Here is an 11670-nt window from a genome sequence, read left to right on the forward strand (position 1 = left end):
GTCCACAACCGGTCCCTGAGCCCACAACCCGGTCCCTGAGCCTGTCGAAGGGCCAACCGATCCACCCATGCAAAGGAGCATCATGCAACGCCAACCACGATCCCGGTCCCGCCTCCTCGGCTTCGCAGCCGCCACCGCCGTCTCGGCGCTCGCCCTCAGCGGCTGCGCCGTCGGCGGTGGGAACGGCGACGCCGCGCTCAGCGACGAGGACGTCACCATCACCTTCAACTGGTGGGGTGCCACGGCCCGTGACGAGCGCACCCGCGCCGCCATCGACCTGTTCGAGAAGAAGTACCCCAACATCACCGTCAAGGGTCAGTCGACGGAGTGGGGCGGCTACTGGGACAAACTCGCCACCACGGTCGCCGGCGGTGACGCCCCCGACGTCATGCAGTTCGACCAGCTCTACCTCGCCTCGTACGCCCAGCGCGGGGCTCTCGCCGACCTCGGTGCTCTCGACAAGTTCCTCGACACCTCCGACCTCAGCGCGGAGGTGCTCGACCAGGGCAAGGTGAAGGACGAGCTGTACGGCGTGCCGATCGGCGTCGGCACCGTCGGCCTCATGGTCAACCGGTCCATCTTCGAGCAGTACGGGATCCAGCTGCCCGACGCGACGACGTGGACGTGGGACGAGCTCAACGACGTCGCCCTGCAGGTGACCGAGGCCTCGGGCGGCGCTGTCCACGGCATGTCCCCGTTCGGCGGCGACATGCCCACCCTCACGCTCTGGGCGCGGCAGCACGGCAACGACATCTACGACAAGGACGGCAAGGTCATCCTGAAGCCCGAGGTCGTGGAGAGCTACTGGCAGTACGCGCTCGACCAGATCGAGAGCGGCGCGGCCCCGAGCGCCTCGCAGCTGGCCGAGGGCAACGGTGTGGCGATCGACCTCATGGACATGAGCACGGGCAAGGTCGCGATGACCTTCCAGCCGTCGTCGGTGCTCACCGCTTTCCAGGCCGCTGCACCCGACCACCAGCTCGACATGCTCCCCTTCCCCGCGGCGAAGGACGCCTCCGAGGGATACCAGTACCTGAAGCCGTCGATGTACTGGTCGGTCTCGTCGAAGTCCGAGCACCCCGCTGAGGCGGCCTTGCTCGTGGACTTCCTCACGACGGACACCGAGGTCGCGAAGCTGTTCAGCACCGAACGCGGCATGCCGGCGAACCCGGACTTCCAGAAGGCGATCGACCCCGACCTGACGCCGACGGACCGCATCGTGGCGGGCGTCGTCGACGCTGCGCGCGAGGAGTCGGGCACCCCGCCGGCGATCACGCCCGTCGGTGGTGGCGACAGCGAGAAGATCCTCGGCCGCTACAACCAGGACGTCCAGTTCGGCAAGACCACCCCCAAGGAGGCCGCCGAGGCCTTCGTCGCCGAGCTGACGAAGGCCGTCGACGACGCCCGCTAGCGACTCCCCGCCCTTCGACAGGCTCAGCCCCCGGTCCCTGAGCCTGTCGAAGGGCCCGACGACACCTCCACCCATCACCACGCATCGGAACGACACCCATGACGCACCCTCTCCTCTTCCCCGCCCCGCTGCCGAGCGGCCGCGCCGACAACACGCCGCAGCCGCGCCCGGAGTACCCGCGGCCGCAGCTCGTCCGCGACGGCTGGGTCAATCTCAACGGCCTCTGGGAGTTCGAGATCGACGCCGGCGACAGCGGGCTCGAGCGCGGGCTCCTCGGCCGCGAACTGACCGATCGCATCCTCGTCCCGTTCGCGCCGGAGTCGGCTGCGTCGGGCGTCGAGCACACGGACTTCATGGAGGCCGTCTGGTACCGCACGCGCTTCACGGTGCCGTCGGCGTGGCAGGGCAAGCAGGGCGTGCTGCACTTCGGTGCCGTCGACCACGACACGACCGTGTGGGTCGACGGGGTCGAGGCGATGCGGCATCGGGGTGGCTTCACGCCGATCCGGGTGCCGCTCGGCGCGGTCGAGCCGGGCCAGGAACTCGAGATCGTGGTGCGCGCGCGCGACACCCGTCACGAGCCGAAGGCCGGTGGGAAGCAGGCGACCTGGTACGGCAACACCGACTGCTACTACACCCGCACCACGGGGATCTGGCAGACGGTCTGGGTGGAGGCCGTCGACGAGCTGCACCTGCGGCGGTTCACCGTGGTCCCCGATGCGGACGCCGCGCGGTTCGACTGCACGCTCGTCCCCAGTCGGAACGCGGCGGGGGCGACCGCGACGGTGACCCTGTCCGCCGACGGCGTGGTCGTCACCAGCGAGACCGCGCAGCTCGGGTCGACGATGTCGCCGTCGGTGCGGCTCGAGGTCCCGGCCGACCAGCAGCGGCTCTGGAGCCCGGCCGACCCGTTCCTCTACACCCTCGACATCGAGATCCGCGATGGTGCCGGCGACGTCACCGACCGCGTCTCGAGCTACGCGGGGCTGCGCAGTGTCGCCATCGACGGCACCGCGGTGCTGATCAACGGCGAGCACGTCTTCCAACGGCTCGTGCTCGACCAGGGGTACTGGCCGTCGTCACTCATGACCGCGCCGGACGACGACGCGCTCGTGGCCGACATCACGCTCGGGATGGACGCCGGGTTCAACGGTGCGCGGCTCCACCAGAAGGTGTTCGAGGAGCGGTACCTCTATCACGCGGACCGGCTCGGGTATCTGGTGTGGGGCGAGTTCGGCGACTGGGGAGTGTCGGGCGCGGGCACGGTCGGTCACAACCAGGGTCCGACGGCGTCGTTCATCACCCAGTGGGTCGAGGCGTTGGAGCGCGACGTCAACCATCCGTCGATCATCGGCTGGTGCCCGCTGAACGAGACGCACCAGACCCTGCACGACCGGGTGACGGTCCTCGACGACGTCACGCGCGGCATGTTCCTCGCGACGAAGCTCATCGACCCGAGTCGCCCGGTGATCGACGCCTCGGGCTACGCGCACCGGGTGCGGGAGACGGACGTGTGGGACGCGCACTCCTACGAGCAGGACCCGGCGGCGTTCGCCGTCGAACAGGGCGGGATCGCGGACGGTGAGCCGTTCACGAACCTCGAGGATGGACGCACCATCTCCCTGCCGTACGAGGGGCAGCCGTTCTTCGTGTCGGAGTTCGGCGGCATCTGGTGGAACGCGGAGCTCGCGGCGGCGGACACCGGCGGTGACTCCTGGGGCTATGGGGCGCGGGTGGCGTCGGTCGAGGAGTTCCACGAGCGCTTCGCGGGGCTCGTCCGGGTGCTGACCGACGACGAGAACATGTTCGGCTACTGCTACACGCAGCTCACCGACACGTTCCAGGAGCAGAACGGCATCTACGACTTCGATCGCAGGCCGAAGTTCGACCTGGCCCGGGTGCGTGCGGTCCTCGCGGCCGACGCCGCCTACGAGCGCCGCGTCCGACCCTCCGCCTCCTGACCCCTCGGTCCGTCAGCTCATCGCAGTCGCGATCACCGTCGCGGCGGCCATCCCGTTGAACCAGACGTGCGTCCAGATGCCGGGGCCGAGGCGCTTGGTCGTCGCGGCGTAGACGCCGTTGACGATGCCGAGCACGAGGATGCTGAGGCCCAGCGTGACCATCGTCACCGGACTCCCCCATCCTTCATAGAGGTGGACGGCGGCGAAGAGCAGCGCGCTCACCCCGACGGAGACGACGGCGGCGGCGCGACGACGAGAGGTCGACGGCGTCGCGGCGCCACCGCGCACCGCTCCGGTCGACCGTCCGCGGAGGACCGTGTTCCGGAAGCCGCGCAGCAGTAGGCCTCGGAAGAGGAGCTCTTCGCAGAAGGGCGCGACGATGGCGACCGCGATCACCGAGTTGAGGATGACCCACCCGATCTCGGGTGCCGGCGGCGCCATGTTGGACTTCGGCGTTCCGCCCATCAGGGTGATGACGACGCCGTCGATCATGCCGGCGACGAGACGGATGCCGATCGCCGAGCCCAGACCGATGAAGACGTCGAACCAGCGGAACTGCAGGCCGAAGTCGGTGACCCAGGAGCCCGTGCCGAGCCGTTTGCAGACGACGCCCATCGCCACGAGGATGCCGCCGTAGAAGACGGTCCAGAGGATGAGATCGGCGAGCTGCGTGTCCCCGAGGATCGCCGGGAGCACGATGCGGAGCACGACCAGCAGGGCCAGGGTGATCGCGAGGACGACGAGCGCGGTGCCAGCGCCCCAGCGGCTGCCGTCCGCCGGAGAGTAGGGCAGAGCCGCAGCCGCCCGGCGGTCTTCGGCGCGCTGCTGGCGCGGGGTCGGCGGTGGGTCGGTCCGTTCCTGGGTCATCGGACGGGGCGGGAGAAGTGCGCGCGGGCTGCCGGCAGGTACATCTCCACGACGGCGACGATCGTGACGATCACGACGATGATCGCGAGGATGCTACCGGTGAAGATCGTGGCGATGGAGCCGAGCACGGAGAGGACACCGAAAATCGTGAGGACGACGCGTGCCCAGTTGCGGCCCTGGACCATGAACCATGCGAAGAGCACGTGGAGTGCGGCGCCGATGATCGAGCCGATGCCGGAGGAGATGGTCATGACCTCGGTCGGCACGGGCAGCTTGAGGTTGGCGGCGGCGGTCTGTTCGGCTGGCGAGGTGGCGGTGATGATGCCGGAGATGACGAGGAGGACGGCGACGACCACCCACAGCCAGAAGGAGACGGCGATGGGCGTCGGGACGGTCTTCTTGCCGATGGTCATGGTCATGATGCTCGTTTCGGTCGTGCAGGATCCGACGACCGGACCCAGGCTGCTGGAACTGTATTGCCCGTCACCTGTCCCCCGGAAGGGAGGTATATCCCGGCCTATCCGTTTTCCGCAAGAACCGTCGGTCCGCCCGGTCCCTGAGCCCGTCGCCCCGGTCCCTGAGCAACCCCCACCGGTCCCTGAGCACCCCCCCGGTCCCTGAGCTTGTCGAAGGGCCAGAACCTCCGCCCGGACCCCCTGTCAAGCCCGCTCACCCGCGCCGCTGTACCTCTTAACGTGTTCCCCATGACGAACGACACGAACGACCCCGACCAGAACAGCAGCGAGGGAACGCCGAAGCCGGGCGGCCTGGGCGAGAACCAGACCATCCCCAACAGCGAGGACGGCCTCGCGGTCGGTCACGACCCCGACGCCTCGAACTTCAACCAGGAGGAAGACCCCGACCACCCGAGCGACGACGCGTAGGGTTCGGACACCAACAAGAACGGCCGGTGCAGATGCACCGGCCGTTCTTGTTGACCCGAAGGTCGAGAGGCTTACTACGCTGCAACGCCTGCGCGCTGGCGGCGGATCATCACGAACACCGCGATGAGCGCTGCGCCGAGGACGACTGCGCCGGCAGCACCCCACACGAGGAAGGCCGGGGTGTTGAAACCGGTGTCGGCGAGCCCGCCGTTGCCGGCGCCGCCACCTGCAGCAGCAGCCTTCACGGTGACCGTGATGGTGCCGATGAGCTGCGAGGAGAGGCCGGTGCCGGTGACCGTGTACGTGCCGGTCGCGTTGGTCGGGAGCGTGACGGTCAGGACGACGGACCCGGTGGCCGAGGCGGTCTTGACGAGCGTCTTTGTGTCAACGGCTGCGAGCGTCGCGCCGGTCGCGTTCTCACCGGTGAGGGCGAGGGACACGTCCTCGTTCGGCTGGAACGCGCCATCGGTGAACGTGACGTCGAACGTTCCACCGGGAGCGACGTTGCCGGTAACGACGATGTCGGCGCCAGGAACGTACGAAGCGTTTGCAGCGAGCGGAGCGACGAACAGGCCAGCGAGGGCCAGCGCGAAGACCGCGGTGATTTTCTTGAGCATGTGGGTTCCCCTTGGAGACTTGTCAGTTAGCGGTGCTGTGCTGGCATAGCTGTAGCTACCGTCACAACCAGCGGCGTCGTGACGAAGAATATTGCGCCGAATCTGATACCCCCCGAAAACGGCTCAAATCCGACAACACGCATCACTGTACGGCAAATTTGCAGGTAGGCACCAGTTGTTGTGTTTCGGAAAGATGAAGTTTCGGGGTCGAGACGACAAAAGGCTGCTTCGACACGCCGGACGTTGAAACCCCCACGTCGATCGTCGTGCTCTCACCTGGAGCCAACTCGAGCCTGAATTGGGACACCGGGAAATCACCGTCGAGCCCGGGTTGCACCGAGAGATCAGCGCCATCACGCTGAACTCCCTCGGTGTACGACCCTGGAGGCGAGTAGACCGCGACCTTGAAGTTGAAGTTCCCTGGCGTGACCCCGTAGATGCCAGCGCCGGTGATGTAGTCACTCAGCGAGGTGGCTGCGTCAGCCGGAGCCGTGTTCGTAATCTTCAGACGCAAACCCAAGACCTGTCCTGCGGCACCGCACTGTGCTATGCCACTCTGCGTCTCGACGTCGAGGTAGTACCCCATCTTGCTACCGGTGGAGTCGTTGATGTAGACGCCGAATGCGTCGGCCTGCTGCTCCTCGGTCGGTAGCATGTCGGTCAACGTGGTTCCGGCCAAGAGCACCTGCTCCGCTTCAGCGGCGTTCCACACCAGAACGCGTCGCTCGTCCCCCGACTTGGCGAGTGCTGCAACCAACTTCGTGGCGTCGAAGTTACCGGTCGAGATGCGGTCGAAGACCGCAGCCGATGCTGCCGCGAAGAAGGCGTCTTGCTCGGCCCCAGCGGGGTAACGCTGGTACACCTGGTTCAGCAGTAGATCTGCCGCGTTCTCGGTCGTGAGCTGATCACCCGAGGGAAGGTCGATCGGTCCCGTCGCCGCGAGCAGGTATCCCAAGGCGACCGGGTCGATACTGAGGACGCCATCGACGCGGGTACCGAACCGCTGGAACCACATTTCCGATGCAAGCTCGGCGGACACGTCGAATCGCGGCGTCAGCGTGACGTCCTGGATGAAACGGCCCGTGATGTTGCCGTAGATGCCGGCGGTCTCCGTCGACAGCGGCAGAACCGGCTCCGGGAATCGCGGGAAGTCGCCCGACGTCGCCTGCTGCAGGAGCGAGATGCGGCCTCCGTCTGTACCGATCAGAGCCAGGGCACCCGGGTTGCCGCCGCTCGCGCGCGGCTCGGCAGGATTCTGGAACATGACCAGGTAGTTGCGCGGACCGTTCGCGCCGAGCATCACCGGCAGCAGATCGATGGCGCGCCGCGCTGCATCGACGGTGTCGGCGGTCTCGGTGAGTACCGGTCCGAGCTGGTCGACCGCAGACGACACCTGACTGATGAGGCCCGACTGCTCGATCCCTCGAACTCGCTTGGCCGCACCCTCGAGAGCGTCGTCGGCCGAGCGAACGTCCTGCTGAGCATCGATCATCGGCTGCAGCGGCACCGCACCGTCAACAGGCTTGAACAGGTCGGGGCGAAGCGACCCGGAGAGGTTCACCAACGGAGCGATCGCTCCGACCGCGACCTCATCGGTCGCACCCGCCAAGTTCCGGACAGCTGCGAGGTTCGGCCCGATCCACGGCACGATCTCGGCGGCGCGCCAGATCGGATCACTCGTCAGCGCGGCAGCCTCGCGGGCGTGGGATGCGAGCTCACGAGCGGTCTTACCTGCAGCAGCTGCGTCTCCGCCGAGCACTTGCTCGCGGACCTGCTGGGCAAGGGGCACTGCCGCTTCCAGCTCCCCCTTGGCGAGGAATGCGCGTACACCGATCCACGCGACGGCCGCCAACAACAGCACGAGAACGCCGGAGACGATGAGTGCGGTCCTCCGGCGTCGAGCACGCAGCCGCTCGGGGTCGGCGTTCTCCCGTCGTCGAGCGCGGGAGCGCGCGCTCGTGGCTCGCCGGCTTCCGGACCCCCGGGAGGAGGTTCTCGATGGGCCTGAGGAAGGCGAGCGACGATTGTCGGATTCGGGTGCCGGCATGGGGGTTATTCAATCACGACGCCGGTGCCGCCGGTCACGGCGGACAGACCGAGCGCCAGGATCGACGCATTGAACACGACATGCGCCACGATCGCGGGCCCGAGCCGACCGGTCAGGACCGCGAGGCTTCCCGCGCCAAGTCCGACGAGCAGCGTCCCAACCCCGACGACGATCGCCTGGGCGACGGTGGTGACGGCGAGGAGATGCAGGACGGCGAAGAGCGACGCACTGACCGCGACCGCGATCCATCGCCCGCCGCGGAGCATCCCGATGATCGACGGGAGGACGAGCCCGCGGAAGAAGGTCTCCTCGATCACCGGCGCGATGAGGACTACTGAAAGCAGTGCGACGACGACGTACACCACGTCGTCCGCGGTCGCGAGCGGGACAGCGTTCCCAGCTGTGGCGGGAAGCCCGCCATAGGAAAGGACCTCGAGCGAGCTCACGATGATCCGCAGAAGGAGACCCGCCGCAGCACCCCAGAGAAGGTCGATCGGGCGGATGCCCCACCGGACGGCGGACGGAGCCATTGGGCGCAGGCTGGGGACGAGCAGGACGATGACGAGGGCCAGCACGAGTGGAAGCCACACGAGCAGATAGCCACCGAGCGGGGAGAACGGCCCGACCATCCGGACACCGCCCGGGAATCCCAGCGCGATCACCACGGTCGCTGCGAATCCGATCGTCGCGATCACGAGACGCGTCCGCGCCGCCTGCTGCTCGTCGCGCGGAATGGTCTCACCTGGGATCGTCACGAGAGCAAACTACGGCAATCGGCCACGCTCATGACACGGACGCTCGGGAACAAGCGTCGGTTTATGGCAGCATGGCTCCCAACGCCCTGTTCGGGGCACGCCTTGGTAGCAGGGTGAACCGCTCTCCTCCTCATCGAACGGAAGCCACCGCGTGGAGCTCACCGACTATCTCCGTGTCCTTCGCAAGTATTGGGTGCTCATCGTCGCGCTCGTGCTCGTCGGCGTCGCCGCCGCTGCCGCCTACTCTCTGGCGAAGACGCCCGAGTACAGCTCGTCGGCAAAGGTGTTCGTTTCGACACAGTCGAGTGACAACGTGTCGGACCTCACGCAGGGGAACACCTACTCGCAGCAGCGGGTCAAGACGTACGTCAACCTCGTGAGCACACCGATCGTGCTCCAGCCGGTCATCGCGGCGCTCGAACTCAACATCACCGCCGGCCAGCTCGGCGGGCAAGTGTCCGCCGTGGCCACGCCCGACACCACGATCATCCAGATCACCGCGACGAGCGAGGACCCGGTTCTCGCCGCCGAGCTCGCGAACACCACCGCGGAAAGCTTGACCGGCGTCGTCGCGAAGATCGAGAGCACCGACGACGGCGCAACGAGCCCGGTGAAACTGACTCGCGTGCAAGAAGCGAACGTGCCGACGACGCCAGGCAGCCCGAACGTACCCCTCAATCTCGCTCTCGGTGTCCTCATCGGCCTCGCGCTCGGAATCGCCTTCGCGGTCCTCCGTGAGACGCTCGACACCCGCATCCGGAACGAGCGCGACATCGAGGGTCTCACCGAGATTCCGATCATGGGCGGTATCGCATTCGATCCGAAGGCGAAGCAGCGCCCCCTGATCGTCCAAGCCGACCCGAAGAGCCCGCGCGCCGAATCGTTCCGCAGCCTTCGAACGAACCTCCAGTTCCTCGACGTCAGCGACCAACCCCGCAGCTACGTCGTCACCTCGTCGATCCAGAGCGAGGGCAAGAGCACGACGGCGGCGAACCTCGCGATTGCTTTGTCGGACGCCGGCCACCGCGTCATCATCATCGACGCCGACCTCCGTCGACCGAAGCTCGCCACCTACTTCGACCTCGAAGGAGCCGTCGGCCTCAGCGATGTCCTCATCCGGCGCGCGACGCTCGAGGACACGATGCAGCCCTGGGGCCGCGGTGCGCTCACCGTCCTCCCGGCCGGCGCGATCCCGCCGAACCCGAGCGAGCTCCTCGGCTCGAGCGTCATGCAGAAGCTCATCTCCGGTCTCGAGAAGCAGTTCGACTACGTGCTCATCGACGCACCGCCACTCCTTCCCGTCACGGATGGTGCACTGCTGGCTCGCCACACCGGCGGCGCATTGGTCGTCGTTGCCGCCGGCAGGACCCACAAGAACCAGCTGAAGGGTGCGCTCGAGGCGCTCGTCCATGTGAACGCCTCGGTCGCCGGTCTCGTCATGACCATGGTCCCGACGAAGGGCCCGGACGCCTACGGATACGCGCGCTACGGCTATGGTGCCGGCTACGGCTACGCCGAGGACGTGAAGGCGTGACCGACGCCACAATGGCGGCCATCCGTCCGTTCTCGGTGCTCTTCGTCTGCACCGGGAACATCTGCCGGTCGGCGCTTGGTGCCCAGCTCCTGAAGGCACGGCTCGATGGTGCCGGCGTCACCGCGGGTGGCCACCTCATCCGCGTGTCCAGTGCAGGCACGGGGATGCAACCTGAGCTGACCATGCCGCCAGAGGTCGTCGAGCAGTCACGTCGTTTCGGCGGAGATCCGAGCAACCACGTCGCGCGGCAGCTCGACCGGGACATCGTCGCGGAAGCGGATCTCATCCTCACGGCGACGCGAGAGCACCGGAGCGATGTCGCCCGTCTCCTCCCCCGTGCCTCGCGAGTGACATTCACCGTTCCGCAGTTCGCTCGCCTGATCGCGGAGACTGAACCAGCCGCCGATCTCCGGGAGCTCGTCGCGTCGGTCGCGGCCGAACGCGGCCTGGTGCCACCTCCGGCGAACCCTGACGACGACGACATCGAAGACCCGTACCGTCGCAGCTCGGAAACGTACGAGCGGGTCGGTGCGCAGATCAATGAGTTCATCGACATCATCGCGAAGCACTTGGCGCAGTCGGGCGATCGGCGGTGAGCACGAAGCGCGGACGCTCCACATTCCGATCGGCGAACGTCCGGTCGCGGTGGCGCGATTCCCTGAGTTCCAGCCAACGTGTGCTGGTCGTCGTCGGTCTGGTGCTGTTCCTCATCGTCGATGTGATCCTCGTCGGGCTCGCCCTCACGGCGAACCGCGCACCGACGGCTGACCGCACGCCGCGGCCACTCGTCACCTTCAACACGACGCCTGAGCCGGAACCCGCGCCTGACGCATCGGCGGAACCGACGGGTGACGCCGCAGCGGACGGCAAGCGCTTCATCACCACGGTGGACGGCCAGACCCTCTGGCGTGCCACTGCGGGCGCCTGCTCATCGACGCCCGCAGTCGTCGAGCGGAGCGTCGACGCCGGGGAGACCTGGACACCGCTGGCGACGAGCGCATTCGACCTCCGTCAGGTGCTCGCTCTCACGACCGGCGACGATGGGGAGATCGAGATCATCGGTGCAACCGGCGAAGCCTGTGCGGTCGGAGGCTTCTCGTCCTCAGATGCCGGTGACTCTTGGGCACCGGATGCCGCCCTGCCGGGCGAGATCAGCTACCTGACCCCTGATGACGCGGCCATCGTCGTGTCGGGCCAGGGAGTCGGGCTCCCCTGCCCAGCCATCGACGTCATGAGTGCGACGACCGACAGGACCGTGACCGCTTGCACGGCCGTCCTGGCGGAATGGGACCCGACCACCGGATCGTGGGGTACCACCCCGTACGCCGGTGTGCATGCGCTTGCCACCGAGGGCGAGCGCCTCATGTTCGTGGCCCGCGGTGTTCCCGGATGCAACGGCCTGGGCGCGCTGGCGATCAACGGGGTCCCCGCGGCGTTCGCGAGCGCCCCGCTCGTCGGCTGTATAGACGGAGCCGACGTGTCAGCACCGGCCGCACTCGCGATCTCCGGCCAGGGCGCTTGGCTCTGGGTCGGCGACCAGCTGTACCGCTCGCCGGACGGCGGCGTCACCTGGGGCTAGGGTTATCCCTACATT

11 protein-coding genes are annotated in these 11670 nt (G+C 67.6%); 6 read left to right on the forward strand and 5 right to left on the reverse strand.

What is annotated here, in order from left to right; genetic code table 11:
• Window positions 1-82 precede the first annotated feature (82 nt).
• On the forward strand, window positions 83-1411 hold the full coding sequence (locus QRN19_RS07655) for an ABC transporter substrate-binding protein (RefSeq protein ID WP_285026155.1): 1329 nt from the start codon (window positions 83-85) through the stop codon (window positions 1409-1411).
• Window positions 1412-1509: 98 nt separating this feature from the next.
• Window positions 1510-3372 carry a glycoside hydrolase family 2 protein gene (locus QRN19_RS07660; RefSeq protein ID WP_285026156.1) on the forward strand — a complete coding sequence of 621 codons (1863 nt, stop codon included), beginning with the start codon at window positions 1510-1512 and terminating at the stop codon, window positions 3370-3372.
• Window positions 3373-3384: 12 nt separating this feature from the next.
• Here QRN19_RS07660 and QRN19_RS07665 read toward each other — a convergent pair whose 3' ends face one another.
• The gene (locus QRN19_RS07665; protein WP_285026158.1) at window positions 3385-4239 is read right to left on the reverse strand and encodes a CPBP family intramembrane glutamic endopeptidase; all 855 of its coding nucleotides are present in this window, start codon (window positions 4237-4239) and stop codon (window positions 3385-3387) included.
• On the reverse strand, window positions 4236-4658 hold the full coding sequence (locus QRN19_RS07670) for a hypothetical protein (protein ID WP_285026160.1): 423 nt from the start codon (window positions 4656-4658) through the stop codon (window positions 4236-4238). The genes QRN19_RS07665 and QRN19_RS07670 overlap by 4 nt, the downstream gene beginning before the upstream one ends.
• A 285-nt stretch (window positions 4659-4943) precedes the next feature.
• On the opposite strand from QRN19_RS07670, the gene QRN19_RS07675 reads away from it, so the two are divergent.
• Window positions 4944-5123 carry a hypothetical protein gene (locus QRN19_RS07675; protein ID WP_285026161.1) on the forward strand — a complete coding sequence of 60 codons (180 nt, stop codon included), beginning with the start codon at window positions 4944-4946 and terminating at the stop codon, window positions 5121-5123.
• A 74-nt stretch (window positions 5124-5197) separates the two neighbouring features.
• Here QRN19_RS07675 and QRN19_RS07680 read toward each other — a convergent pair whose 3' ends face one another.
• From QRN19_RS07680 to QRN19_RS07690, 3 genes are all read right to left on the reverse strand, one after another.
• A complete protein-coding gene (locus tag QRN19_RS07680) occupies window positions 5198-5740 on the reverse strand; it encodes a hypothetical protein (RefSeq protein WP_285026162.1) in 543 nt (180 codons plus the stop codon).
• A 142-nt stretch (window positions 5741-5882) separates the two neighbouring features.
• Window positions 5883-7601 carry a DUF4012 domain-containing protein gene (locus QRN19_RS07685; RefSeq protein WP_285026164.1) on the reverse strand — a complete coding sequence of 573 codons (1719 nt, stop codon included), beginning with the start codon at window positions 7599-7601 and terminating at the stop codon, window positions 5883-5885.
• A 191-nt stretch (window positions 7602-7792) separates the two neighbouring features.
• Window positions 7793-8542 carry a CPBP family intramembrane glutamic endopeptidase gene (locus QRN19_RS07690; RefSeq protein ID WP_285026166.1) on the reverse strand — a complete coding sequence of 250 codons (750 nt, stop codon included), beginning with the start codon at window positions 8540-8542 and terminating at the stop codon, window positions 7793-7795.
• A 151-nt stretch (window positions 8543-8693) separates the two neighbouring features.
• On the opposite strand from QRN19_RS07690, the gene QRN19_RS07695 reads away from it, so the two are divergent.
• The 3 genes from QRN19_RS07695 (at window position 8694) to QRN19_RS07705 (ending at window position 11655) form a co-directional block, all read left to right on the forward strand.
• Window positions 8694-10076, forward strand: a complete 1383-nt coding sequence (locus tag QRN19_RS07695) for a tyrosine-protein kinase domain-containing protein (RefSeq protein WP_285026167.1) — start codon at window positions 8694-8696, stop codon at window positions 10074-10076.
• Window positions 10073-10672, forward strand: coding sequence for an arsenate reductase/protein-tyrosine-phosphatase family protein (locus QRN19_RS07700; RefSeq protein ID WP_285026168.1), 600 nt, complete (start codon window positions 10073-10075; stop codon window positions 10670-10672). Before QRN19_RS07695 ends, QRN19_RS07700 begins: the two co-directional genes overlap by 4 nt.
• A gap of 80 nt (window positions 10673-10752) precedes the next feature.
• A complete protein-coding gene (locus QRN19_RS07705) occupies window positions 10753-11655 on the forward strand; it encodes a hypothetical protein (protein ID WP_285026169.1) in 903 nt (300 codons plus the stop codon).
• The last annotated feature ends 15 nt before the right edge of the window (window positions 11656-11670 follow it).

The organism is Plantibacter sp. ME-Dv--P-122b (assembly GCF_030209375.1).
In the GTDB taxonomy this organism is placed as follows: Bacteria; Actinomycetota; Actinomycetes; order Actinomycetales; family Microbacteriaceae; genus Plantibacter.